20 protein-coding genes and 2 pseudogenes are annotated in these 24,425 nt (G+C 38.3%); 1 reads left to right on the top strand and 21 read right to left on the bottom strand.

Annotated elements, in window-relative coordinates:
- The 15 genes and pseudogenes from RQ973_RS07800 to efeO form a co-directional block, all read right to left on the bottom strand.
- Positions 1 to 1,439 (bottom strand): annotated as a pseudogene (locus RQ973_RS07800) (hypothetical protein); the annotation flags it as partial.
- A complete protein-coding gene (locus tag RQ973_RS07795) occupies positions 1,426 to 5,235 on the bottom strand; it encodes an accessory Sec-dependent serine-rich glycoprotein adhesin (RefSeq protein ID WP_311523513.1) in 3,810 nt (1,269 codons plus the stop codon). The gene RQ973_RS07795 and the pseudogene RQ973_RS07800, both read right to left, overlap by 14 nt.
- Positions 5,236 to 5,779: 544 nt before the next feature.
- Positions 5,780 to 6,691, bottom strand: a complete 912-nt coding sequence (locus tag RQ973_RS07790) for a bifunctional riboflavin kinase/FAD synthetase (RefSeq protein WP_153225528.1) — start codon at positions 6,689 to 6,691, stop codon at positions 5,780 to 5,782.
- A gap of 65 nt (positions 6,692 to 6,756) precedes the next feature.
- Complete coding sequence (locus RQ973_RS07785; RefSeq protein ID WP_311523510.1) at positions 6,757 to 7,695, bottom strand: dihydroorotate dehydrogenase; 939 nt, start codon at positions 7,693 to 7,695, stop codon at positions 6,757 to 6,759.
- A 10-nt stretch (positions 7,696 to 7,705) separates the two neighbouring features.
- Positions 7,706 to 8,506: a dihydroorotate dehydrogenase electron transfer subunit gene (locus RQ973_RS07780; RefSeq protein WP_311523508.1), complete on the bottom strand. Its 801-nt coding sequence runs from the start codon at positions 8,504 to 8,506 to the stop codon at positions 7,706 to 7,708.
- Between the two features lie 248 nt (positions 8,507 to 8,754).
- Entirely contained in the window at positions 8,755 to 9,444 is a 690-nt protein-coding gene (locus RQ973_RS07775) for a sugar phosphate nucleotidyltransferase (protein WP_311523507.1), read from the bottom strand.
- 12 nt (positions 9,445 to 9,456) lie between these two features.
- On the bottom strand, positions 9,457 to 10,335 hold the full coding sequence (locus RQ973_RS07770; RefSeq protein WP_311523505.1) for a DMT family transporter: 879 nt from the start codon (positions 10,333 to 10,335) through the stop codon (positions 9,457 to 9,459).
- Complete coding sequence (locus RQ973_RS07765) at positions 10,325 to 11,194, bottom strand: phosphotransferase family protein (protein WP_311523504.1); 870 nt, start codon at positions 11,192 to 11,194, stop codon at positions 10,325 to 10,327. The genes RQ973_RS07770 and RQ973_RS07765 overlap by 11 nt, the downstream gene beginning before the upstream one ends.
- A gap of 12 nt (positions 11,195 to 11,206) precedes the next feature.
- Positions 11,207 to 12,229, bottom strand: a complete 1,023-nt coding sequence (locus RQ973_RS07760; protein ID WP_281334837.1) for a ribitol-5-phosphate dehydrogenase — start codon at positions 12,227 to 12,229, stop codon at positions 11,207 to 11,209.
- Between the two features lie 4 nt (positions 12,230 to 12,233).
- Positions 12,234 to 12,941 (bottom strand): 2-C-methyl-D-erythritol 4-phosphate cytidylyltransferase, encoded by a 708-nt coding sequence (locus RQ973_RS07755; RefSeq protein ID WP_311523502.1) that lies wholly within the window; start codon positions 12,939 to 12,941, stop codon positions 12,234 to 12,236.
- Between the two features lie 290 nt (positions 12,942 to 13,231).
- Positions 13,232 to 13,399, bottom strand: coding sequence for a twin-arginine translocase TatA/TatE family subunit (locus RQ973_RS07750; protein ID WP_311523501.1), 168 nt, complete (start codon positions 13,397 to 13,399; stop codon positions 13,232 to 13,234).
- Entirely contained in the window at positions 13,383 to 14,114 is a 732-nt protein-coding gene (gene tatC, locus RQ973_RS07745) for a twin-arginine translocase subunit TatC (RefSeq protein WP_311523500.1), read from the bottom strand. Before tatC ends, RQ973_RS07750 begins: the two co-directional genes overlap by 17 nt.
- Complete coding sequence (locus tag RQ973_RS07740; protein ID WP_311523498.1) at positions 14,114 to 15,802, bottom strand: FTR1 family protein; 1,689 nt, start codon at positions 15,800 to 15,802, stop codon at positions 14,114 to 14,116. Before RQ973_RS07740 ends, tatC begins: the two co-directional genes overlap by 1 nt.
- Positions 15,777 to 16,991, bottom strand: a complete 1,215-nt coding sequence (efeB, locus tag RQ973_RS07735) for an iron uptake transporter deferrochelatase/peroxidase subunit (protein WP_311523497.1) — start codon at positions 16,989 to 16,991, stop codon at positions 15,777 to 15,779. Before efeB ends, RQ973_RS07740 begins: the two co-directional genes overlap by 26 nt.
- Positions 16,992 to 16,996: 5 nt before the next feature.
- On the bottom strand, positions 16,997 to 17,869 hold the full coding sequence (efeO, locus tag RQ973_RS07730; protein WP_311523496.1) for an iron uptake system protein EfeO: 873 nt from the start codon (positions 17,867 to 17,869) through the stop codon (positions 16,997 to 16,999).
- 182 nt (positions 17,870 to 18,051) lie between these two features.
- Here efeO and RQ973_RS07725 point away from each other — a divergent pair, with 182 nt between their 5' ends.
- Entirely contained in the window at positions 18,052 to 18,351 is a 300-nt protein-coding gene (locus RQ973_RS07725) for a YbaB/EbfC family nucleoid-associated protein (protein WP_311523495.1), read from the top strand.
- 197 nt (positions 18,352 to 18,548) lie between these two features.
- On the opposite strand, the gene RQ973_RS07720 is transcribed toward RQ973_RS07725, so the two are convergent.
- The 6 genes and pseudogenes from RQ973_RS07720 to RQ973_RS07695 form a co-directional block, all read right to left on the bottom strand.
- Complete coding sequence (locus tag RQ973_RS07720; RefSeq protein WP_311523494.1) at positions 18,549 to 20,312, bottom strand: glycerophosphodiester phosphodiesterase; 1,764 nt, start codon at positions 20,310 to 20,312, stop codon at positions 18,549 to 18,551.
- An 8-nt stretch (positions 20,313 to 20,320) separates the two neighbouring features.
- The gene (locus RQ973_RS07715; RefSeq protein WP_311523492.1) at positions 20,321 to 20,911 is read right to left on the bottom strand and encodes a 3'-5' exonuclease; all 591 of its coding nucleotides are present in this window, start codon (positions 20,909 to 20,911) and stop codon (positions 20,321 to 20,323) included.
- A 70-nt stretch (positions 20,912 to 20,981) separates the two neighbouring features.
- A complete protein-coding gene (locus RQ973_RS07710) occupies positions 20,982 to 21,473 on the bottom strand; it encodes a DUF536 domain-containing protein (RefSeq protein WP_049504976.1) in 492 nt (163 codons plus the stop codon).
- A gap of 178 nt (positions 21,474 to 21,651) precedes the next feature.
- On the bottom strand, positions 21,652 to 22,530 hold the full coding sequence (gene truB, locus RQ973_RS07705; RefSeq protein ID WP_311523490.1) for a tRNA pseudouridine(55) synthase TruB: 879 nt from the start codon (positions 22,528 to 22,530) through the stop codon (positions 21,652 to 21,654).
- Between the two features lie 11 nt (positions 22,531 to 22,541).
- Positions 22,542 to 23,816, bottom strand: coding sequence for a DUF2130 domain-containing protein (locus RQ973_RS07700; protein ID WP_311523489.1), 1,275 nt, complete (start codon positions 23,814 to 23,816; stop codon positions 22,542 to 22,544).
- Between the two features lie 80 nt (positions 23,817 to 23,896).
- Positions 23,897 to 24,370 (bottom strand): annotated as a pseudogene (locus tag RQ973_RS07695) (formate/nitrite transporter family protein); the annotation flags it as partial.
- Positions 24,371 to 24,425 lie beyond the last annotated feature (55 nt).

Genomic DNA, 24,425 nt, shown 5'->3' with positions numbered 1-24,425 from the left:
GATGTACTTGCTGAGGTGCTTGCACTTGTTGACGATGACGTACTTGCTGACGTACTTGCACTTGTTGAAACAGATGTACTTGCTGATGTGCTTGCGCTTGTTGAAGCAGATGTACTTGCGCTTGTTGAAGCAGATGTGCTTACTGACGTACTTGCACTTGTTGAGGCTGATGTACTTGCGCTAGTCATTGCACTTACTGATGCGCTAGTTGACGCTGACACTGATGCACTTGTTGACGCTGATTCAGAACGATATTTGTTATCCGTAACAGTCTCGTTTTGATTATAAACCGTTGGTGCATATGGTTGATTACCAGATGTTACTTTAGCATTATCTTTATAATAAACTGTTGCAACACCGCTGTCACTTACATCGATGCTAGAAATACGATCACGACCATTCGGAGTCACTTTATCGTGAGCTTTTCTGATTTCTTCGCGAACTTTGTCCTTATCAGATTCTGATAAATGATTTTTATCCTTGACTTCAGTCAAGTCAATCGCAGGTTTATTAAACAAGTTCTGCAACTGATCTTGTTGAATTCGAATTTCTCCGACGTCAACAGTGTTTCCACTTGGATCTGTAGCATTGAGCCAACGTCCCCAGGTATTTCCTGACCTCCAAGCAAGGTCTTTGTTAGTAACCGCATTAATGGTGAAGGTAGTTTGGTCATCATTTGTTAAGGTATTGATAATATTTGTGATAGGACCAGTTCCCCATTCAGGTCTATTTTCGAAGAAGTCTGTCAAGTCTTTTCTATTACCAGAGACCTTCAGTGTGACTAATTTACCACTATTATCTTTACCTGTATAGGTAATCTGGATAGTATCTCCAGCATAGAACAGATAACGACCATTGCTATCTCTCTTAGGTTCTTGACCATTAACTTTGACAGTATAGGTAATTGTTGGGTTCACACGTTCAGGAGTAATCTTACTTGTCGTTACTTCTGAATCGAGACCAGCAACTGTCTGCTTAGCTGTTACATCTCCAGTCGGAAGGAGACCATTGTTACCGTCGTAAGCCTTTTTCAGATCTTCTGCAGGTTCAAAAGTAACGCTTGTTTCATTATCTTTAGCTCTCTTCTCGAACGTATGCCCTGCTAAAGTCAAGGTTACAAGAGCTCCAGGTGTGACATTGGTCACAACAATCGAACGATTTGGCAAGCCACCAGTTTCATTAGTAGAAGCAACTGAGATAACTGGTGCCTGTGGAATTACCTTAATAGTCACATCGTTCGTTGTGCCATCTTTGTAGGTAATCGTTACAGTACCATCGGTAGCAATACTATAATCGCTAATGCGGTTGGCTACCTGAGGATTTGCAGTTTTCACTGCATCAAGAATCTTGGTGCGTTCATCATCGGTCAACGCATTTGGATTGGCAACTGCAATGGCGTTAGTAGGTTGAGCTCCTGGGAATTTTTCATTTATTTCCATCTTTATATTGGACATTTTCTCCGTAAGTAGCAGTGTACTCTAATACTTTTGGATTTGTTGCTGAAGCTTCAGTAGTGGTGTCCTTAATGCCTGGCGCTGCATCATCTGAAGAATAACCATCTTGGAAGATACGACTGATATCTGAAGTACCATCGTTTAATTTCAGAGTTTTAATCTTACCACTATTATCTTTAGCAGTTAAAACAACTTTAATCTTGTCGCCTGCGAATACTTCGTAACCACTGACTCCTGGACGAACATTATTCTTGATCGATTGTTTTTCCCATAGGCCAGTCTTGTCGTTCTTGACATAAAGTTCAAAAGTTACTTCAGGTGCTACAGTTTCCTTGGTAATAGTTTTAGTCGTTGTAGCTGATTCCAAGGTTTCATTTACACTAGTACCAGGATTTTGGAAAACCTTACTTTGTTTAACAGTTACGTCACCTGTTGGAAGGAGACCGTTGTTTCCATCATAGGCAGCCTTCAAATCTGTCGCAGTAAATGTTACGCTTGTGTCATTATTCCCCGCTGTCTTAGGGAATGTATGTCCGTTTAATGTCAGGGTAACAAGTGCACCCGGCGTCACATTGGTGACTGTGATTCCTCTATTTGGAAGACCACCTGTGTTAGTAACCTGATTATCTGCGATTTGTGGTGCTTGTGGATTGACCTTGAAGATAACTGGAACAGATGTGCTGTTTCTTGCTGCATCAGTAGAACCTTGCGGTAAGGTCACTCTTACTTTTCTTGTGTAGAATCCTGGATTAGCAACCATAGCGTCGTCAGGAGTTTGTTCCCAACTGAATGTTGTACCTGCAGGTATCGCAACTCCAGCATCAGAATTCTTAATAGCATTACTTGGATTGGCAATAATATCCGCTAATGAAGCCTTATCACCAACTGTAGTAACATACTCTTGTTTTGCTACCGGATCAACTACAGTATAGTCAAAGCTAGTTTCACTTGTTAGGGCTGCATTGCTAGATGATACAGTACCAAAACGTCCATTTGGATAGGTAGCTCTTACTGTGTAAGTTGTACGGTGCGACACAGGATTAGTTCCTGTTGTATGCCATACGCTACTAAATTCAGGTGAGCCATCTTGTTTACTCAATGTGGCACTTGGATTGTTATTCAGGCGATATTCATAAGAGAATGTAGTACCTGATGGAAGGTCACTACTATTGATATAGAGGTTTGAATAGCCACCAATATTATTGGCATAGCTTCCTCCAACAGTTCTATCACTACCTGGAACTGCTTTAAAGGCATAAAATTGACCTTTCACACCATTGTTTGTTTTGGTTTCAACTTTCGGATAGACCGTATAGTTGATGGTTACATCCGTTGTCGAATTATCAGAATAGGTAACACGTGCTAGAGCTGATTGAGCCCCACTTGCACTAGTAGAGATTGGCGTTACCCAAGAAATGCTATGTCCAGTGACAGCTGGTGTTGAACTATCAACAGGATCAACAGTGACAAAGTTATTTACATTAGCAAGATCTGTCGCAGCTTCCCCTTGCAAAGTATAGACAGTTGGAACTTTAGTTGTAGCATTATATAGTTCATTTTGTTTGAGTTTATGGAAGGCATAGGTAATACCTTGTTTCCCTTCAAGAACTCTGACAGTATTGCCTGATACATATCCTTTGGCAGTTGCAACGTTAGTTGCCTTCAACTGATAACCATCAATGTTCAAATATTGTGAAAGATCTACAGTTGTTCCTGGAAGTTGTTGGATAAACACCTCATCCTTACCAGGGATTTCCTCTCCAGTATCTGCATCGATGAAATGAACTGTAACATAGGCACCACGAGCTGAATAATCAAATTTTTCTAGTCTAAATTGTTGCAAGTTGGTTCCAGAGCCTGTCGAAGCGAAGAGAGCCAATGCTAATTCACTAGGATTTCCTGCATTTGACAACAGTGTCATATTCTTTGTATCGTTCCAAAGAACATTTGTATTTCTAACTTTATCATCAACCAGATAATCACTTTGTTGACCAATTTTCTGATTCGCTAAATTATAAGACCAAGTCTGACCAGCATAATTTACGGTCATAACTTTAGTATTACCATTATAATTTACAGTGTAATTTTGGAAAGAATTATTTGTTGGATTCGTTTGAAGTTTAGAAAAAGTTGAAATAACAGGATACACTCGTCCTTGTGCATTAATATATTTCGTCCCATTATAACTATAAATAAATCCTCCGAATGCTCCGCCACCACCAACACGTGAGGGATCTGCTGAAGCCATATTGTGGGTATCTGGCGCACTAGTATTGTGCCAAGTATCTAGTTTGAAACCGAAAGAACCTTTGAGATTATTTCCTCCCATACCAAGAGAGGCCCCAGAACCGTTTCCATTAGCATTTCCTATAACACCAGGTTCCCCAGTTGAAAACACCGCTGCAATCCCGTCACCACCTGCATGTCCTGGTTTAAACCCTTCATATGCATTTCCAAGATTGATCTTACCTGTTAGGGTGAAGCTCTCAGTCATATCAATTTTGGTTTTCAAGGTATAGGAACCGGCTTGCCCACCTGTATTTTGTGTCAAGGTTACTGTACCACCACTTAGATTTGCAGTCCCTGATGTTTTAAAGTAGTTTGCTTGGTTCTTATTGGTTACAATCAAATGCGCCTTAGAATCATAGCTTGCATTTCCCAAAGAAGCATTTGTATTAAATGGAATATGAAAGTCATTTGAAGAAGTCAAAGCTTGACCATTACGGTAGTCACGCGCTCCAGAACTTGCTCGAAGAACTGTGTTGACCACACTATTACGTGTTCTAGTAGCCTCAGAGATAAGAGTATTAAGGTCAGCGTTAGGATCGGTCAAAGCATTTTGAATAGTTTCAATCGTAGCTTTCCCTTTTAGAAGAGCACTTTCAGCACCCTCACGATTTCCCAGACGACCGAGATAGGTTCCAATCTCATCTGAAAGACTCTTGAGTTTTTTCTCTTGCTCTGCTCGTTTTTTGTCAGTTTCAGTCGCAGTTACTAACCCTGTCGCTGCTGTTGTTAACATATCAGCAGTGTTGCCATTGACTTTATCAGAAACACCTGCGCTTGCTGAAGCAGTATTCAAGTTAGCTGGAGTTGACTTATAGGTAATTGTAGCACCATCTTTATCCGCTACTACTTCTTCTACCTTAGAAGTTTCACCAGTAGAACCCTTACTTGTTGAGTTTGTGACTACAGAACTAGTAGAACTCGTTTCTGAGAGGCTTTCTGATCTTGTAAGTGACTCAGAGCTACTGAGTGAAGTTGAAGTAGATGCTGAAGTTGAGGTAGACTCTGATGCAGATGTACTTGCAGACACTGATGAAGACAAGGACTCTGATAATGATTGACTTTCAGAGACTGAAACACTCTCACTAATAGACTGAGAAGTCACATCTGAAGCCGGAGCTTCTTGATTTTCTTTCCCTACTGTTCCTAGAACAACTTTATCTGCAGTGACAAGTGTATCCTCTGTTTCGATAACTTTTTCAACTGCAGTTTGTTCATTGGCATGGACTTGAGTTTGAACAACAGCCCCACCACCGATAACTGAACCAGCTGCTACTATTCCCTTAAGAACATCGATTCCTGTCAATGGTGTGGAAGAACGCTCTTCAACAACTTCTGTTGACACTTGAGCAGTATCGACTCCACCACGAATGACTTTAAACAAGCCAAAAAGGGAAGTAGAGGCACGTAACCAGTGCTTACCAGACTTGATTAACTTAAATCTTGTAACACGGTCTGTCTCTCTAAATTGACCTTCATTTCTTTTAAAAAACATGTTAATACCTTCCGTTTTTCTATCAATTTTAAAAATTGATGCTGTTTCCTACTTTACCACTTTTTAATGATAATTTCTAGCAATGATAACCGTTAATTACTTAAAAAATACTGATTTACACAGTTCAAAAAAGATCTCCAATACGTCAACTAGGATATTTATATAATAACCAACACTTTCCTCTTTCTCATGAAACTTATTCGCGGTCTTAATTATAGGAAATATTTCTTAAAACTCGTTTTAGATAGATTTTATAATTTCTATAACTTGGTATAAAAAGAACATATCATTTATTCATTCTATAATCCAAAAATAGGATGATGTTCACAAGTTGATATTTCAAATTTCCTCTATGGTGAAATGAAATAAAATCTGGACAAATTGATTAGGGGAGTCAAATCAATTTCTAGCAATGTTTTAGAAGTCGAAATGAACTATTCTTTATTTAGCCTACTATAATAATTATGATGATTCCCCAAACTTAAGCTAAAATACAAATAAAAAAAGAGTTTGAAAAAATCCCAAACTCTACTATTTTTTGATTTTATTTTCTAGCTATCTTTTCATCTTCTTCTAGTTGCTTAACCAATTGATCAACGCTATCAAATTTTACCATATCACGGATACGGTCCAACCAGGAAACGATGACAGTTTCCCCATAGATATCGTCGGAAAAATCAAAGATATGAACTTCAAAACGCTCTTCTTCGCCATCAAAGGTTTCATTTTTACCTAGACTCGCCATACCACGATAGACTTTTCTTTGGATTTCAACGTCAACGGCATAGACACCATCAGCCGGCATATAAGTCCGATCCAAGTTGACTAAATTAGCTGTAGGGAAGCCAATAGTTCGACCACGCGCATTTCCATGAACCACTACACCTCTCGTTGGCAAAGGGAATCCCAGAAGTTTGCCTGCCTCTTTTACATCTCCTTCTAGAATGGCTTGGCGAATACGCGTTGAACTAATTTTCCCCTTTTCATCCTCAACTGGTGGAACAACAACTACTTCACCATGGAAAAGTTCTTTTAAATCCTCAGCTGTTTTTCTATCTGAACCAAGAGTATAGTCAAAACCAACTACAATCGTATCTGCCTTTGCTTCCTTGACATAGGTATCAATGAATTCTTGGGCAGTCATATTTGCTACTCGACTAGTGAAATCCATCAAATACAAGCTCTCAACTCCAGCTCGCTTCAATCGACGTTCACGTTCACTAGCATTCAAAATATGCAATAAGTGTTCAGGTGAGTATTGATTCAGAGTTAGTTTTGGTGATTCGTTAAAAGTTACTAGAGCTACTCCCTGGCGCTTTTCAGCAGCAATGTTAGAAGCTATATCAAATAATTTTTGATGTCCAAGGTGAACTCCATCAAAATAACCTAGTACAAGGACGTTTGGTCCTGGTGTTGCAATATCTTTTTCTGTTTTAATAGGTACTGTAATAATCATAATGTTTATTATACCAAAAAAATGGCGCTTTCAAAACAATTTAGACTGAATTCAGTTCATAAAACTTAAATCAAACTTTCTCTAACTTCTTTTCGCAACATTTCTAGACTTTCGATCCCGTACTTATCCATGACTTTTGGAAGATTTTCGATAATATCAGGACAAGCATAGGGATTCGTAAAGTTGGCTGTACCGACACCGATTGCTGAGGCTCCTGCCAGATACATTTCTAAGGCCGCTTCAGCTGAATACACTCCTCCCATACCAATGATTGGAAGCTTAGTTGTTTGAGCTACTTGACGGATTAGTTTTAGGGCTACAGGAAAGACTGCAGGTCCAGACATACCACCTGTCCCATTTGCGATTATCGGCTTTCTGGTTTTGAGATCAAAACGCATACCAACAAGAGTATTAATCATGGTGAGACCACTAGCTCCAGCATCTTCTACTGCTTTTGCTATGGTTACGATATCCGTCACACTAGGGGTTAATTTGACGTAAACGGGCACATCTGATGCTTCCACAGCTGCTTTTACCACATCATAAGCCAACTCAGGATCTTGTCCAATTAAAAGACCATGATTACCGTGATCAACGTTAGGACAAGAGATATTGAGCTCAATAGCTTTCACGTTAGTTGCCTTGGAAATACCATGAGAAACGGCTGCATACTCTTGTTTTGAAAAGCCAGCAACATTGGCGATAATGGGAAGATTTGGATATTCTCTTTGAAGCCAAGGTAGTTTCTCAGATAGAACAACCTCTAAACCTGGATTTTGTAAACCAATAGCGTTGAGCATACCTGCAGGTGTTTCTGCTACTCGTGGAGTTGGATTTCCAAACCTGGGTTCTAGGGTAGTCGCCTTAATCATGATAGAGCCTAAAAGATCTAAATCATAGTATTTAGCATATTCTTGACCAAAGCCAAAACAACCTGATGCAGGAATGATAGGATTCTTTAATTCTAAGCCTGGTAGAGAAACTTGTAATCGATTTTCAGTCATGACACTCTCCTTATAAAACTACTGTTCCTGTTTTAAATACAGGCCCATCTCCACACACACGTTGACTAACCGTATCACTATCGGGAACTTTTAAGACGCAAGCATAACAAGCTCCCATACCACAAGCCATACGTGATTCTAAAGATAGATAAGCTCTGGGATGGTCGTAGAATGTTTGATTGATATATTTCATCATACCAGGTGCTCCGCATGAATAGATAGCATCAAAATCAGTGTCAAATTCCTTAATCACAACTGAGACATTTCCCTTGATACCATAAGATCCATCGTCTGTTGTCACAAAAACTTGACTATATTGAGCTAATTCGTCTTCCAAGATAACAGCATCTTTAGTAGCAAAACCTAGAACAGTTGTAATTTCTACACCTCTCTCATGAAGTTGTTTAGCTACTTCAAGTAAAGGAGGTACACCGATTCCTCCACCAACAAGAAGAACTTTGCTATGCTTGTCTAGTTCAGATAGATCAAAGCCATTTCCTTGAGGCCCCATAACATCTAAACTATCACCTGATTTTAAGCTTGAAAAGATTGCTGTACCAGAACCCTCAACTCGATAAATCAGATGACATTGTTTCTTAGGCTTATCTATGGATGAGATTGAAATTGGACGACGCAAGAGATGGGCATCATCGGGCACACGCAAATGAAGAAATTGTCCAGCTTTCATAGCTTCAACCATTTCTCCTTCGAGAACTAGTTCAAAGATCACTGGTGCGATTTCCTCTTGCGCAATCACTTTCATGTTTTCTAAACGAATAGCACCCATACGCTTCTTACAATTTGGATTCATAACTTTTCCTCCTTAAATTTTAAGGGGATCAGATAAAGAAAAACCTTGCAATTGCAAGGTTTCAGGTAAGATATTTACACAAAAGCAGCAAATAAGCACTTGCTTACTTGTTTCAATCGTAGTTTCTTTTCTCTGACACCTTGTAAGTCTCTCTGGACTTCCCTTAAAGGTTAAATTTTCACTAGTATACTGTATCAAACGTGAAAAGTCAAGTAAAAATAGGTAAGGTATCAGTTCATGAAAGTGGCTTACTTTTGTGAAGAAAGAATCTGCTCTAATTTTTGATAATCTTTGACACTATCGATTTCATAGATAGAATTTTCTTCCAACTCTTCTACATAAACATCTAGTTCTTTGATATTATCTTTAACCATATTGTCCCAATAGAGGTCAACAAACTCGCCACTTGCATAGGCTTCATCGATAAAATCAACAATCTTTTCAGCTGTTGGAGCATCCCAGAATGATACACCACTCAAGATGCGTCCATTTTTGCTATCGACAATGATATCTTGAACTTTGTAATCATCTCCATAAACTAGGAACCACTCATTATCACAGTCTTCACGATAAACACTAAAATAAGTCGAACGAGTCAAATCATTGCGGAACATATTCTTGAAAAGATAGTTATCTGCGTCGATAACATAGCTGTTGGCTAGCTCTTCTTTCACCAAGTAAAGTGAGTAAAAGTTATTGTAATCAGCATACTTATCGTTGAAGACCAAACGAACTCCGTACTTTTCTTTAAGATAGTCGAATTGTTCTTTTAAATAACCTACAACGATGATAATGTCATCAATTCCGCGTTCTTTTAAAAATTCAATTTGATATTCAACCAATGGCTTTTGATTGACTTTAACCAAGGCTTTGGGAGTGTTTTCTGTCATGGGTCTCAAACGAGTTCCCAATCCCGCTGCTAAGATAATCGCTTTCACGCGTTTTCTCCTTTATTCTTTAATAATAATATAAACACCAGCCATTACGATAAGTGAAGTAATGATGGTCAGTAAATTAAGGGGCGACCCCAAGAAAATTGCTGCAAACAAAACAGTCCATACCACATAACTCACATTTAGACCTGTTGCTTTTGCTGGCTGTAATCGATTAATAGCAATATAGTAGGCTAGATAAGAAATCATATCAAACGCTGCAAAGACTATCAATAGACCAAATAATTGGCCATTTGCCACTTCTACAAATGAATGATGTGTAAAGAGTACAATGACTAAATAAGACAAGAAGGATGTGACTTGTCGAATCAAGAGGGCTTCAATTTCACTGAGATCACTTTCCATAGCAAAAGAGCTAAGAACACTTTCGCTTCCCCAAGCAAGGGCACAAATCAATGCACATAAAATTCCGATATAGAAAGAATTCACTTGCTCTGCTTTATAGGTCTGAGCAATAATCCCAGCAATGATTAGAAAGATACCAAAAATTGTATTTTTGGAAATCTTGTGCTTCAAAAAGAAGAAGGCTAGCAAGACTGAAACAGCAGGATAAATCGCTGAAACAGACGATGCTAGAGAACTTCCAATATACTTAACTGCATAGAGATTGGCCTGCATACCAATCGGCCCTGCCAGTAAAGCACCAATAATAACACTGACATTTCGAATATTCAAGAAGATTGAAAATCGTACTTTTCCTTCCTTAACTAGAAGAAATCCTAGTAAGATAAAAATACTGAGGAAGTCGTGTGCTGCTGCTACTACAAAGGGCGATAAATCAGTGAATATTGAAAAGATATAAGCACTAATAGTTAATCCTAATCCCCAGAACACACCTGATAGTAGCCCAAAAGAAACCCCGTTTTTAGTCTTCATCAGAACCTCCCATAGAATTCAACTCTTTCACAGCTCTATTGTAACGAGAGATTCCATAATCTCCGAAATCTGCACCATTTTCTTCTTTGTAGATAGTCCAGAGACTCCAAATAATGTCCTGCAAGATTTTGTAAATACGAATTTTTTCCCGAGAAACTGGTGTCAGGTCACTTTCATAATGACTTAAGAAGTTCTCTTCTTCGTCTGAAGTAAACTCAGATTCCAAGAAAAGAGCTGCCAAATCCCACATAGGATCATTCATAGATGAATATTCCCAATCAATCAGATAAAGGTGACCATCTGGTCCTTCTATGAAATTTTCAGGAACCAAATCAATGTGACATGATTTCTTATCGATACCAATTTCTTCAAGCTCTTCTTTCAGAGAAAATACTAACTTTCTGACAGTTTCATAGTTCGGATAGGAAATCTCCCCTTGAATCAAGGTTTCATATTTTTTGATTTCCTCAAAAGGAGCAAACTCTCCTTTTAATTCCTTACCCGAAGCATGAACCGTTTGTAAAATAGGCGCAATCTTTTCAAACTTAGTCTTGATAGTAGTGGAATTAAGAGTATTCGCAGATTTAATGTACTGATTAACCTTGATACCTGCTTCAATATCGAAAAGATAATTTTCCACATCAAGTTTTAAATCTTTTAACAAGTCCAGATTAAATTTCTCATTCTGGCGGTTGATCAATTTATCTGTGCCTTTTCCGAAAAACTTAACGATATACTGATTTGAGGTTGTCTTAACCAAATAGTTTTGATTAGTCATTCCTCCTAGTTGTTCAACACTTAAAATATCTTCATCAGTTGATAGTAAAGATGTCAGTTTTTCCTTAATAATCTTTTCCACAATCATCCTCCATTAGACTTCCCACTTAAAGACTGTCTTAAAGGCAGTATTTAGGTCAGTTGCAAAAACTCGGTGAATATCCTTAATTTCTCGTACTGGTTCTTCTAAATAAATGATATTTTTCAAACGATTGGCAAATCTCTTAATCTCCATCATTTGGATAGCTTTTTCGAAGTCAACACGTCCTGAACGCGAAGAACCTACCAGTAACAAACCTTTTTCCAAGGAATCTCGGGTATTGATGTTGACCTTGTACTCACTAACACCCATCATCAGAATGGTTCCCTGTGGTTTGATGTAACGGATGAGATCATTAATAGCAGGTCCGCATCCATCACCACCACAACATTCGAAACCATGATCAAAACTAAGATCTTCTGGGATGCTATCCGTAATGTAAAGCTCCTTAGCAAAAGAGAAGAGTTCTAATTTCTCCCAATGACGACCAATAACAATAATCTCAGCTTCAGGCAAGATATAGTTGATAATATTAGCCATTACAAAAGCTAAACTACCATCGCCAATAACTGCAATACGCTGACGTCTGCTGTGAGAAACCGTCAAGAAACGATTCATAGCGTGCATACCCACACTGACAAATTCAGTAATGGCAGCTACTGTATCTTCGATGTCCTCGTAAGCTACCACACGATCCTTAGGTAGAGAAACAAATTCTCGCATAAAGCCATCATAACCACTAGACAAGAAATAGGTTCCTGTCATATAGTTTTCATAAAATTCCTCATCACTCTGCATAGGTGGTTGATTGGGAATCATGACAACCTTCTGACCAACTTTGTAGGTACCTGTGGGATCAGAAATAACAGTCCCACAAGACTCATGAATCATAGCCATTGGAAGTTTCTTTGATAAAATTTTTGGATCACGTTTTCCTTGATAGTAACGTTGATCCGCATGACAAACCGCCATAAAGTTTGGTCGAATAAGGATATGATTCTCTTGATCAATTTCTTCTTCCTGATATTTAATATTAATAAACTTTGGTTTTGTCAGTTGATAAATTTGATTAATCATGTCTCTAGTCTTTCTCAATCATGCTTTTAGCAATCTTCAAGTCTGTAACTGTTGTGATTTTTAGATTTGAGTATTCACCCTTAGCCAAGGCTACATCTTTACCCTTAATGACAAAGATTTTACATGCATCTGTCAAAATTTCTTTTTCTTCTTCGGATAAAGAACCATACAAATCAATAAAGTCTTTACAACGGAAGGTTTGTGGAGTCTGTCCTTGGTATAGATGAGCGCGATTTGGAATATCTGTGATGAACTGACCATTTGTACTTTCAACAATGGTATCCACCGCTTCAACCACGGTATCAACAGCATCATGGTTTTTAGCAAGTTCAATATTGTCTTGAATCATTCTAAGAGTGATGAAAGGACGAACGGAATCATGCGTCACCACAATATCATCTGCTGTCAGTGGACGGTAAGCATCAATAGCTTCAATAATTTTTTCAATACTAGAATTACGATCCGCACCACCTTTGGTGATGATTATACGGTCCTTGTGGAGTGGTAGGAATTTTTCAACTAAATCTTCTGCGTGTGTAACCCAGTCACCATGAACCCCAACTACAATCTTTTCAATACTTGGTTCCAAAACAAATTTTTCGATAGTATGAATCAAGATTGGACGATCGCCCAACTCAAGAAATTGTTTTGGTAAATTACTAATCCCCATGCGCGTGCCGGTTCCACCTGCTAAAATTCCAGCGTAGATCATTTTAATACTCCTTTAGTCTGTTCTAAAAAACTCATTCTTTACCATTATATCACAACCTAGCCCTTTCTCGAAATAAATACTAGAATTCTCTAGTCGGAAAGAGCTTAGGCATACCTTTAGGGAAAGTAACTTGAATGATAAAAAAATCTCAACTCTATTTTCAACAAATATAGAGTTTTTCAGAATATTATAGAAAACTTAAAGAAACCTTAAACTAAATAAAAAGTTGAGATTGTAGCCAGAGATAATTCCAAGCTAACAATTCTCAACTCTATTCAATCATTTTTCGTTTATTTTTCTTCTTGCTCACCGATGCCCTTAACGGCTTTCTTAAACTCGGCAAGCATTTTTCCTACTGACTCGCCTAACTCTGGTAAGCGTTTTGGCCCAAAAATCAATAGTGCTCCAAGAACAATGACGATCAAGCCTGGTGCACCAATATCACGTAACATTCCCATTTTTTTCTCCTTTCCTTTTTCTCTTAATTATCCATTTACTAATAGCGATACTAACCTCATACAAAAGGATTAGGGGAACAGTCATCGCTAAATCGCTAATAAAATCAGCAGGTGTCAATATAACAGCCAATACCAATAAGATGAAGTAGGCATGACGTCTATAAGTAATGAGTAAGCCAGGTCCAATCAAACCAATTGAGGTAAAAAAAGCAATGATAACTGGCAATTCAAAGATAAACGCTAGTGGTAGAGTTGTTTGAAAGACAAAAGTTAGATAATTTTGCGCTGTCAGTTGCGTTTCAAATAAGTTTTCACCTAATCCTAGTAAGACCTGAAGTATAGCTGGTGTGACAAAATAAAAGCCAAAGGCTAATCCCAAGATAAAACAAAGAAATGTTGCAGGTATATAAGCAAAAATCGCCCCTGCTTCTTCAGTTTTTAGGGCTGGTCGAACAAAACTCCAGACTTGATAGACGGTAAAGGGCAAGGTAAGGCTAAAGGCCATCAAACTTGCCAAACGAAGATAAATCCATAAAATATCATTCGGCCCTAAGACAATTAACTTCTGACTAAAACCTTGTGTGATATATTGATAAACCTGATCAGCAAATAATAGTGAAACGCAGAAAACTAGAAAGAAGCAAACAACTACAGCTAGCAATCTCTTTCTAAATTCTACCAAATGTTCAATAATTGTCAATTCCTTTTGATCCATCACTTTTCACCCTGTCTAATGGTAATTAGAAAAACTACGAGGATAAAGAGAGTCTGACCTGCTATCCCTTCCCAACTAGGGTAAATTCCCAATATATCAATACTTGGTATTCCTGAGATCAGATGGTTTGGAATCATATTTGTCAACTGTAAGGCATGGATACTGACTCCCGTCATCTTAAAGGCTAAGGCATAAATCATCCAAGTCAGGATAAAGAAAACCTTGTGAGGTAGGAAAAATTGACTGGCCTTGTTCATCACAAAAGCAATCACGACTAAGACTAAGAGGGCTAGAGAAATTCCTAGGACAAAATCAAAACTAGAAATCCTTGGCAGAATCCCCACATAGAATAAAATCGTCTCAGCACCTTCACGGAATACGGCTAGAAAACTCAGAGCAAACATAGAAAGGAACGATTCTGTTTTCGTGACAGTTTGCATTTGCGATTCCATAAAAGCATTCCATTTTTTAACAGAAGATTTGCTATGAAGCCAAATACCGATTAAAATCATCATGATAACCGCAAAAATCCCGACTGCTCCTTCGATAATTTCACGGTTAGTTCCTGAGGCAACTGCTGGAAAGGCAATCTGTAGGATATAGGCAATTAAAAGACTGGCCACTATTCCCGCAAATGCACCACCATAGACCCACTTGAGGCCCTTTCTCATCTTAGCAGCTTTCAAAGTTGTCACAAGCGCCATGACAATCAAGAGGCCTTCTACACCTTCTCGGAGCAAGATGAGCATGGCGTCAAATGCATTATAGGAAGCACTAGTATCAATTTGAGATAGCTCTGCAATCAAGCTAGAAAGCTTTTCTTGATATTCACTATCCTTTCCCTTAACCATGATGACAGGACTTTCACTTTCAACCTTGGTATAAAGCGAAGGATTGGTTGTACTTACAGAACCCTCGATAGTGGGCCAAATAGTAATAAACTCCTTCATCGTTGCAGCTGCTTCGCTATCTTGACCAGCTTGAAATTGAGCCAAGGCCTTTTTTAAAAGATCGATTCCATCCTTTAGGGTCAGATTAGAAGATGTAGTCGCTATTTCTGTACCTTCAACAAAGTTAGAAATGGCTTTTTTCAAATCATCAAACGATGCCTGAATAGTATCAAAGTTCGTTGGTTCAGTCTCAATGCTACTACGCAGGAAGGAAATTGCGGTTTCCACTTGCCCATAATGAGCTGTACTATGGTCGCGAACCACTGCTTCATTAATGGTCCAGGTTGAATTCATTTTTTTATAGGCTTCTCTTACCGCTTCCAGATCTTGAGAAGCGATTGCCTTGTCTAGGGCTTGAAAACGAGGTTCTAAGCGACTTACAAGTTTCTCTTTTTCTGCATCTAGGTCGACTGGATTTTGCTCTTTCTCAAATGTCAAAAGGGCTAAAGAAATCTGAGTTAGCTGGTCTTCAGTAATATCACCAGTTAAGGCTAACTTTTCTTGAACTTGACGTCCTGCTTCAGAGTCAGAATTCTCGACTCTCTCGAATTCTTTGGTCATTTCATCGATTAGTTTTCTAGCCTGATCTTGTTTGCCTTCTTTAACAGCTTTAGTTGCATCAGTTATTTTCACAAAGTAGGGACTCAAATTTTCCTTAGCACCTATCGGAAAAATCAACAGGAAGAAATAAGCAAATAGAAGGATAATACTTTTAGGATTCCAATAATTTCTGCCCAATGTAACCTCCCTTCTCTACTCCACCAAAGCAGGCAAAAAGACCACTGCCTATATGGGTAACGTACTCATTCATTTTATCCGTAGCACCTAGATTGGTCTGCACCTTAACAAAGTTATCTGGATCCTTTTGGAAGGAGATAAAGAGCAAACCAGTATCAAACTGACCAGTCTTTTCATCAATTCCATCAGAATAAGAATAGGATCGACGCAGGAGAGGTTTATCCACTTCTTTTGCTAAGCGTACATGAGAATCGTCAGGAAGAAGACTCAAGTCCACCTCATCAAATTCGTTTTTCTTACCAAAAGGAGCTCCACTTTCCTTATAGCGCCCAAAGGTATTTTCTTGCTCCTCCAGATTGGTTCGATCCCAAGTATCAAGGAACATCTGGATGCGACGAACGGCCATGTAGGAACCATTTTCAATCCAATCCTTACTATCTGCCCACACAACCTGATCAAATTCTTTCTCAGTGGTAACATTAGCAGTCCCGTCTTTAAAACCAAAGAGATTCCGAGGAGTTTCCATACGATTACCGATAGCTGCAAAACCTGATTGACTCCAACGAAGAGTAACTGCATTTCTTCCTTTTCGGATAAGATTACGAACAGCATGAAAGGCAACTTGCTCATCATCTGCACAAGCTTGAATGACAATATCTCCACCCGTGTACTTTTCTCGTAACTGTTCCTTTGGAAAAGGAGGCAAATCTCTAAAGAGTGTTGGACGTTTGTTCTCTAGTTTCATCTTTTCTAGGAAACTAGCCGAAACTCCAAAGGTCAGGGTCAAACGATGAGGATTAAGCCCAACTGTTTCTCCAGTATCACTTGGAGGTAGAAGGCTATTGTTACCATCTTTTTTAACCAATTCTCCCTCTACAAGTTTGGCACTATAATCCGTCCAATCTTTAAATAACTGGATGATTTTCTCTTTGTCAGTTGTATGCAAATCTAAAACCACAAAATAAATGTTTTTCTGCATAACAGTTGTAATGCCAGCTTGGTGTTTGCCATAGAAGGCTATCTTTTCATCCCCGTACGAGATTTTCTCCTGACCATCAAGCTTAGGTGCGAAAAAAGCAGAAGCACCAGAGAGACCAAGTGCGAGACCAGCACCTCCAATACCTGCTTTTTTTAGAAATTCTCGACGGTCCATTTTTCGTTCAAAAAATTTTTCGCCTTTGTTTGTCATATTACTTATTCTCCACCAAGAAATTTACCCATTTGTGATAATGGTTCACCAAGTTTTGTTACTGCTTCAGACAATTCTTTGGTATCCTCTTTCGTTAAGTCTGTATAGAGCTTATAGTGTTCCTTGTCCGTCATGTGTTTGTCTAACAAACTATTGACTGATTTGAAATCTTCCTCTAACTCCTTGACCAAGGCCGAATCTGATTTTTCAAGCAAGGGTTTAAAGAGTTGGAAAATCTTTTCAGCACCTTGGATATTGGCACGAAAATCATACAAGTCAGTATGAGAATAAATCTCCTCTTCACCAGTAATCTTACTTGTCGCTACTTCATTTAAAAGGTCAACAGCCCCAGTTAGCATAATCTTGTAATCAACATCTACAGTCGCAATCTTAGCCTTCAATTCCTTGATGTCATTTACCAGTTGGTCACCATAAGACTCAGTTCCTTTAGTTGTATTTTCTTCCCAAAGAATGCGCTCGATACGGTGGAAACCAGACCAACCTTCTTCAGTCTTATTTTCATCTAGATAGTCTGCCAAACGAAAGTCAATCTTCACATCGGATTCACCGAAACTCTCTGCAATTGGCTCTGAACGTTCATAAGACATACGGATTAAAGGGTACGCCTTTTTAGCTTCCTCTAACTTACCATCCTTCAAGAGTTGAACAAAACCTTCAGTATCCGTTAAAAGTTTATCAATCTGTTCTTCCACAAATGTTTTGTAGTCACTAGTCGCCTTATCCAAAAGTTTTTGATTGTCTTCTGATAATTTTGTAACCTGAGAGGAATTACTTGTCGAGGTCTGTTTTTCAGTCTGTGCCGCACAAGCCGTTAATAATAAAGCCGAAGATAAAAGGATAAAACCAAGTTTTTTCATATAACGCTCCTATTAAATCATGGGAATCCCATTTTTAAAATTTATTGTATCATAGTTTTTCTAATTATTCAATAAATTGTCAGAAAATTTAATGTTTGGCTATTTGAAATTAGAATAGACTTTTCTAGTTAAAATTGTTAAAATAATAAGGAAAATAATAGAAAAGGAAGCTATATACCACCATGATGAATATGCAAAACATGATGCGTCAAGCTCAAAAACTTCAAAAACAAATGGAGCAAAGTCAGGCTGAACTTGCTGCTACGGAATTTATTGGAACTTCTGCTCAAAACCTTGTAACTGCAACATTGACCGGAGATAAGAAAGTCACAAAAATTGATTTCAATCCAGCAGTTGTTGACCCAGAAGACATCGAAACTCTATCAGATATGACTGTTCAGGCAGTCAATGCAGCTCTTGAACAAATCGATGAAGCAACCAAAAAGAAACTCGGTGCTTTTGCAGGGAAATTACCATTCTAATAGCATAAAAAGAGAGTGGGACAGAAATCGGTAATTCGTTAGAATTCGATTTCGTTGTCCCACCTCCGCACAGTTGAGTAGGGCTGTAAAAGCTGATGAAATCAGCGTATTAGAGCCCACTCAACCACTGCGTCTTGCTCGACAATCCAAAAACAATTTAGAGGCTAGGACTTTCGTCCCAGCCTCTTTTGTCTTATCTAAAAAGTAAAGAATTCCGTTGCCTTCTTTAGAAGTAAATCGGCGTATTCTGGGTCTTCCTGAGCGGTCTCAAGCTCTTCTTTAATTCTTTCCAAATCATCTGTTATCATACCATCAACTCCCAAACGTAGGGACTTATCAAAAGATTCCGAACCGTTAATCGTCCAAACATAGAGCTTTTGTTTTGTATTCCAAAGCTTGGTTACAAAATATTCATCTAAGGTAGAATATTCCATGGTATAGCCTGTTGCATTCGTTCTTGGGAAAACGGAGTTATAGGGCAGGATGAAATAGACTGGAATTTCCTTATCATACTGGGTAACTTTTTCAATAACATGGTAATCCAAAGATTGCATCTGATGTCCATAGACTTTGATCTTTGCCCCATATTGATCTAGAAAATGATCCATCATTTGAGCACTATCTTTTCGACTCGTTTTAATTTCAATCAGTAATTTCTGATGCAGGTCATTGGCACGATTTAGGTAATCATCAAAGCTGGAAATTTTGGTCTGATAACCATTTTCATAAATATCTAATTGCTTCAACTCATCTAAAGTTAAGTCTTGCGGTGTTACATTTAATCCCGCTAAACTTTTTAGGTTAGCATCATGCATCATGACAAACTGACCATCCTTGGTTTCCTGCACATCCATCTCAACTAAATCTGGTTTTAACTGAGCTGTTTTTTCTAAGGATTCAACTGTATTTTGGACACCATTTCCATTTGAGACACCTCTGTGAGAGATGACAAGTGGAGGATTGACTACGGGTGCTTCTAGATAAACATAACCCTCAATCGCAAAGAAGACACTGGCGCACCCCATTACACCCCATCTCATAATATGATCTTTCTTTCGTCTTGGCATAATATCCAACTCCTCACCAGTTAAAAAGGAGGTAAACTTAACCAAGAAGTAAGTCAAAGCCATATAGTGGATATTTTTAATCAATATATAGTTCGAAATAGCAAGAATCAAAGATTCTCGATGTGTGAGACCATCTACTAAAAACTGGCCAACCAATAGTGGGATTAGAAGTAAGTAAAAGAAAAGATTTGTTTTGACAACAATGAGAAAAAGATGCCAAGCGTAAAACCAAAAATGATTTCTGGTTTTTTCTAGACTGTAGACCACAGCATCCTTAACCGTCATCTTTTCAAAAAAGATTTTTGGTAGAACAAAAACCAACTTAACAGAAACGTATAGGAAGAAGATTGACAAGATGATAATACCAAGCCACCATATCCAATACTTGTCTTCCATGTAGGTCTGAATAAAATCAGGTATCACTATTTTATTAAAATAATAAATTTTAAAAATCTTCCTGATAAACGGAAAAATCATAGCGATATAAACGAAGATAAACAAGGCCTTGGAAAGAGTCAGACGTTTCATGAAGGCTATACTTTCACGAAATACCTTGCGACTATACTCAATCAAGGTTCGTTTTTCATGATAGAGAAGATGTCGAGCCCCAATGAAGAGGAGACTAATTTGAAAATAAGCCACTAAAAGGTTAATGGCTATTAAGATTAAAAAACCAAAGCTTACTAAAGGCGCATGTTTTAAAATTTCAAAAATGTTATTGTAAGAGATAAACAAATAGCCCGTCTGACTGAGTAAAAAGCCTGCTATCAATGAGTTCAATGGCAACCAAATATAATCTACCAGCATGAAGATTAGAAAAAATAGAAAGAGGATTTTATCCAGATTTAGGTAAATCTTTTTAAAACCCAATTTTTTAGGTTTTTCAGGTTTCATAAAACCTCCTAATCAAACAGCTGTGATAAATCTAAACCACCGAAAGGATTAGAGTTTAGACTACTCTTGGAGTCCAGTAATATTCTACTTTCATCAGATTCTAGAAAAGCTTCATAAACACGCGCAGTCATTCGCGCATCCTCTAAACTGTTATGAGATTGACCCTTGAATCCTAGAAATTCAGCCACAGTCTGTAACTTGAGATTGGCAATACCATGAAGATCAGAACTACGTCGCTCAAAAGCTTCATCATAGAGATCGACTAGATATTGGCTACTATAATCCAAACCATGTTCCAATAAAATCGGTAAATCACTCTTGGCTGCATTATAACCAATAAGGGGTAACTCACCCACAAAGTCTTGAAAATTCTTAAGTACATCTTCCACCATCGGTGCGTCTTTCAAGGTTTCAGACGTGATACCCGTTAAACCATTGATAAAACTTTTCAAAGGCACATCTGTATGAACATAAGAGTCAAATGCTCCTACTTCTTCACCATCTTTAAAACGGACCGCAGATACCTGAATCAAGTGAGTTTTATCTTGGTGTTTATTAAATTCCAAATCAAATGAAATGTAATCTCTTAATTTTTCCATTTTATCCATCCCTTACTATATGTGTAAAAAGAAACTACTTGGTTATACCTAGAAACCAAGCAGTTTTTTCTTATCCTCCAAATAAGCGAGCAAAGAAGCCTTTCTTCGTTGCTTGTACTTCTTGCTTAGCCTGATCCAACTCCAACTGAAGGGTTTCTTGGTCCTTCATAGCTTGTAGAGTTAACTGTTGTTGTTGATCCAATTGCTTATCTTTTTCTGCGATTTGACGGTCTTTAACACGCATCTGTTCATCTTTTTCAGCTAACTGTTTGTCTTTGGCCTTTAACTGCTCATAAAGACGGATGATTTCAGCGTTCTTTTCATCAACAAGAATCTCCATTAACTCACGTTGCTTCACATCATCACTAACAGGTTCATCTTCAAAAATGGTTTTTTTGTAGATTTCTTCAAGCTTAATCAAGCCACTGCGAGTTACCACAGTGACTCCTTTATCATTTTTAGTCGTATCTTCTTCAGGTAATTCCTTGACACGGTTATTGATTGCTTGGCGGGACAAGCCCAAGACCTCAGCAATCTCACTAACAGTCATCTCAATACTCATAATATCCTCTGAAAGTTTTCTAGCTTTTCTTTATTTAAATATTATCATAAGCAAGCAAAACTGTCAAATATCACCGTGTTATCAACCCTTTTTCATAACTTTTTCGGGTCTAAACTGAACTGTCTTTTAGTATTTTTTAAAACTAAAAATCAGTTTGCGATTTTACCACCAGTCCTAATCAATTGAAAACCTTTCTAGGCTTATAGAGTTGGTCACGTTTTTCTAAAATGGCTAGTAATTTTTCACCATCAAAACCAGCCAATTCCTTCTCGGTTTGTTCCAATTCAATAAAGCGACCAAAACGCACTTCTTCTGCCTGCTCTGGGGTCAAATATACCTTGACCAAGTCACCTGTCCCAATCTCCAAGGGATGAAGAAAGTCTAATTCACCAGCTTGTACTTTTTCCTCAATTTCACTTAAGGTCAAAGCATCATCTAACTGTAACCCAGCTGCACTTGTTCGTGTTAAATAAGACATATGAGCAGCATAGCCAAGTTTTTCTCCTAAGTCAACCGACAAGGTACGAATATAGGTTCCCTTACTGCATTTTACACGAAAAGTAAAGCGTGCAAGATGACCCTCATAAGAAATCGGACTTGTCCGTTCAAATTGATAAATAGTCACCTGACGTTCTGGACGTTCTACTTCTTGACCAGCACGCGCATACTCATAAAGTTTGCGCCCATTGACCTTGACAGCAGAGTACATAGGTGGAATCTGAGTGATAGGACCTGTCAGACTAGCGATTGCTTCATCGACAAGATTCTCATTCAAAGGTGACAAAACTGGAGTCTCTGAAACTACCTCACCACTAGAATCCTCGGTGGTCGTAGAATAGCCCAGAGTAATTTCACCCTCATAAATCTTGCCCTCATCCTGCATAAACTCAACCATGCGAGTCGCATTACCAACGGCAATCGGCAAAACGCCCACCACATCAGGATCTAGCGTCCCACCATGACCAATCTTCTTGGTTCCCAAAATCTTACGCAGTTTAAAAACCACATCATGCGAGGTCATCCCCGCTTCTTTTTTTAAGTTAATAATACCGTTCATGTCTTGCTTTCTCACTCCCCCTTCAAAGCATCAAACTTAGCCTTTATAGTCGGATTCTTCCGAGTCAATTTTTTAACGGAAACATCTTCCAGCTTGTTGTTTGCAAGGCGGAGTTGGTTTTCTGATGTGGTCAGGAATTTCTTGACTTCTTCCATACGCTTAATGGCCTTGTCAATTTCATCAATGGCCTTGCCGAAGTTGACAGAAGCTGAATTATAGTTCTTAGCAAAGGCTACCTTGAAAGCATCCAAGTCTTCCTCGAAATGAGTGATATCAATATTTTGTTCACGAACAAGCGCCAATTCCTGCTTGTATTTGAGAGAATTCAGTGCAGCATTTCGTAAGAGTCCAATCAAATGGATAAAGAACTGGGGACGAATGACATACATCTTCTCATACTCGTGGCTAACATCGACAATCCCTGTATTGAAGTAGTCGTTATCAGCCTCAAGCATAGTTACCAAAACTGCATACTCACAATTTTTCTCACGACGATCCTTATCCAATTCTTTGTAAAAATCCGAATTCTTATGCTTCTTCTCAGTACCATCAGCTTCATTTTTCATCTCAAACATGATGGAAATGAATTCTAGTCCATTTTCATCAAAATCACGGAAGATAAAATCGCCCTTAGAACCACGTGCTGAAACCTTATTGTCCTTCTCAAAGTAGGCATTTGGAAAGGCAAAGCTTCGAACCTTGTTGAATTCACTCTCCGCATAGTGTTCCAAACTTTCACCGATTGCCTTAGTTGATTGTTGCGCCTTGAAATTCTTATAAAATTCAACCTGCTCACTGGCTGCCTTGAGCTGGGCTTCGTAGTTTTGTTTAACAGAAGCTAGAGAAAGCTCGTTTTCTTTTTCTTGTAAAAGGAGCTGATTTTTGACCTGATCACGTTCTTTCTCTAAATCAGATAGTGTTTTTTGTAGTTGATTTTCATGCTCTAAGCGTAAGGTAGCCAATTGATTTTCGAGAGCTTGGACTTCTTTTTCTTTCTCTAGCAAGATTTGACTTGCACTTTGCTCCACTTCCTTTTTGGCCAATTCTTTTTCTGTATCAAAGTTGTTAATTTGACTTTGAAGCTGGGCAATTTCTTGATCTTTTTGAGCCAGTTTTGCCTGTTGTTCATTCAAAGCCTTTTGTTCAACCAGAGTCAACTCTTGTTTCATTCTGTCATGTAACTCTTTATCAAACTCTGCTGTTCGTACCTGCGACAAGAGTTCTGCATACTGGCTTTCATTGACCGTAAAGACTTCCCCACAGTTGGGACATTTAATCTCGTTCATATTATTCCTCTGTATCCATCTTTTCTACATTCATTATAGCATGGATAAACAAAAAGAAAAAGTTGGAATCAATCCAACTTTTAATCTACATATGTATCTTCGTTTTTATTTAAGAAAGCGTAAGGTAATCCCATGAGTAGACCACCACCGATAAAGTTACCGATGAAAGTTACACCCCAGTGACGAAGAATATTTCCAATACCGAAGTTTGCGATTGAATCAGCAGCAACACTGAATTTCACAATAGCAAATGAAGCAAAGTTTGCGGCGATGTGCTCGTTTGTTAAGAATACAAACATGTAAATAGCTGAAAGAACTAACCAAAGTTTTGCTCCACCATCCTTAACTAAAACGAATGAAAGAATCGCGATATTTACAAAGACATTAGCCAAGATAGCTTCAAGCAAGATAAGTTCATTTGAACGGCCCAACTTCATTTCCACAACTCCAGAAATAAAGCTATCATGTGTTAGGTTTGCATAAGCCGCTGAATGGGCAAAGCCCCATCCTGCTATAAGAGCACCGATTAAGTTGAAGAAAGTACAATATAGAAGGGCTCATTGTCAACTGTAGTGGGTTGAATAAAAACTAACATCTGGAGAGGACAAT

The sequence above is a fragment of the uncultured Streptococcus sp. genome, from assembly GCF_963511325.1.
GTDB lineage: Bacteria > Bacillota > Bacilli > Lactobacillales > Streptococcaceae > Streptococcus.
This window is presented reverse-complemented; position numbering and strand designations above follow the sequence as displayed.

What these genes read in the sequence shown, in the direction of transcription:
- RQ973_RS07795 (WP_311523513.1), bottom strand. Translation starts at nt 5,235, where the DNA reads ATGTTTTTTAAAAGAAATGAAGGTCAATTTAGAGAGACAGACCGTGTT.
- RQ973_RS07790 (WP_153225528.1), bottom strand. Translation starts at nt 6,691, where the DNA reads ATGATTATTACAGTACCTATTAAAACAGAAAAAGATATTGCAACACCA.
- RQ973_RS07785 (WP_311523510.1), bottom strand. Translation starts at nt 7,695, where the DNA reads ATGACTGAAAATCGATTACAAGTTTCTCTACCAGGCTTAGAATTAAAG.
- RQ973_RS07780 (WP_311523508.1), bottom strand. Translation starts at nt 8,506, where the DNA reads ATGAATCCAAATTGTAAGAAGCGTATGGGTGCTATTCGTTTAGAAAAC.
- RQ973_RS07770 (WP_311523505.1), bottom strand. Translation starts at nt 10,335, where the DNA reads ATGAAGACTAAAAACGGGGTTTCTTTTGGGCTACTATCAGGTGTGTTC.
- RQ973_RS07760 (WP_281334837.1), bottom strand. Translation starts at nt 12,229, where the DNA reads ATGATTAATCAAATTTATCAACTGACAAAACCAAAGTTTATTAATATT.
- RQ973_RS07755 (WP_311523502.1), bottom strand. Translation starts at nt 12,941, where the DNA reads ATGATCTACGCTGGAATTTTAGCAGGTGGAACCGGCACGCGCATGGGG.
- RQ973_RS07750 (WP_311523501.1), bottom strand. Translation starts at nt 13,399, where the DNA reads ATGGGAATGTTACGTGATATTGGTGCACCAGGCTTGATCGTCATTGTT.
- tatC (WP_311523500.1), bottom strand. Translation starts at nt 14,114, where the DNA reads ATGGATCAAAAGGAATTGACAATTATTGAACATTTGGTAGAATTTAGA.
- efeB (WP_311523497.1), bottom strand. Translation starts at nt 16,991, where the DNA reads ATGACAAACAAAGGCGAAAAATTTTTTGAACGAAAAATGGACCGTCGA.
- efeO (WP_311523496.1), bottom strand. Translation starts at nt 17,869, where the DNA reads ATGAAAAAACTTGGTTTTATCCTTTTATCTTCGGCTTTATTATTAACG.
- RQ973_RS07725 (WP_311523495.1), top strand. Translation starts at nt 18,052, where the DNA reads ATGATGAATATGCAAAACATGATGCGTCAAGCTCAAAAACTTCAAAAA.
- RQ973_RS07720 (WP_311523494.1), bottom strand. Translation starts at nt 20,312, where the DNA reads ATGAAACCTGAAAAACCTAAAAAATTGGGTTTTAAAAAGATTTACCTA.
- RQ973_RS07715 (WP_311523492.1), bottom strand. Translation starts at nt 20,911, where the DNA reads ATGGAAAAATTAAGAGATTACATTTCATTTGATTTGGAATTTAATAAA.
- RQ973_RS07710 (WP_049504976.1), bottom strand. Translation starts at nt 21,473, where the DNA reads ATGAGTATTGAGATGACTGTTAGTGAGATTGCTGAGGTCTTGGGCTTG.
- truB (WP_311523490.1), bottom strand. Translation starts at nt 22,530, where the DNA reads ATGAACGGTATTATTAACTTAAAAAAAGAAGCGGGGATGACCTCGCAT.
- RQ973_RS07700 (WP_311523489.1), bottom strand. Translation starts at nt 23,816, where the DNA reads ATGAACGAGATTAAATGTCCCAACTGTGGGGAAGTCTTTACGGTCAAT.